1 rRNA gene is annotated in these 913 nt (G+C 57.0%); it reads left to right on the plus strand.

The window, feature by feature from the left end:
- Positions 1 to 913 (plus strand): 16S ribosomal RNA (locus DU505_RS22205); the annotation flags it as partial.

Consider the following 913-nt stretch of genomic DNA (forward strand, 5'->3'; position numbering starts at 1 on the left):
GCTGACGAGCGGCGGACGGGTGAGTAATGCATAGGAATCTGCCCGGTAGTGGGGGATAACCTGGGGAAACCCAGGCTAATACCGCATACGCCCTACGGGGGAAAGCAGGGGCTCTTCGGACCTTGCGCTATCGGATGAGCCTATGTCGGATTAGCTAGTTGGTAGGGTAAAGGCCTACCAAGGCGACGATCCGTAGCTGGTCTGAGAGGATGATCAGCCACATCGGGACTGAGACACGGCCCGAACTCCTACGGGAGGCAGCAGTGGGGAATATTGGACAATGGGGGCAACCCTGATCCAGCCATGCCGCGTGTGTGAAGAAGGCCTTCGGGTTGTAAAGCACTTTCAGCGAGGAAGAAAGCCTGGTGGCCAATACCCACCAGGAAGGACATCACTCGCAGAAGAAGCACCGGCTAACTCCGTGCCAGCAGCCGCGGTAATACGGAGGGTGCGAGCGTTAATCGGAATTACTGGGCGTAAAGCGCGCGTAGGTGGCTTGATAAGCCGGTTGTGAAAGCCCTGGGCTCAACCTGGGAACGGCATCCGGAACTGTCAGGCTAGAGTGCAGGAGAGGAAGGTAGAATTCCCGGTGTAGCGGTGAAATGCGTAGAGATCGGGAGGAATACCAGTGGCGAAGGCGGCCTTCTGGACTGACACTGACACTGAGGTGCGAAAGCGTGGGTAGCAAACAGGATTAGATACCCTGGTAGTCCACGCCGTAAACGATGTCGACTAGCCGTTGGGTCCCTCGCGGACTTTGTGGCGCAGTTAACGCGATAAGTCGACCGCCTGGGGAGTACGGCCGCAAGGTTAAAACTCAAATGAATTGACGGGGGCCCGCACAAGCGGTGGAGCATGTGGTTTAATTCGATGCAACGCGAAGAACCTTACCTACCCTTGACATCCTGCGAAC

Origin of the sequence: Billgrantia montanilacus (genome assembly GCF_003336675.1) — a bacterium.
GTDB classification, from domain to species: Bacteria; Pseudomonadota; Gammaproteobacteria; order Pseudomonadales; family Halomonadaceae; genus Halomonas; species Halomonas montanilacus.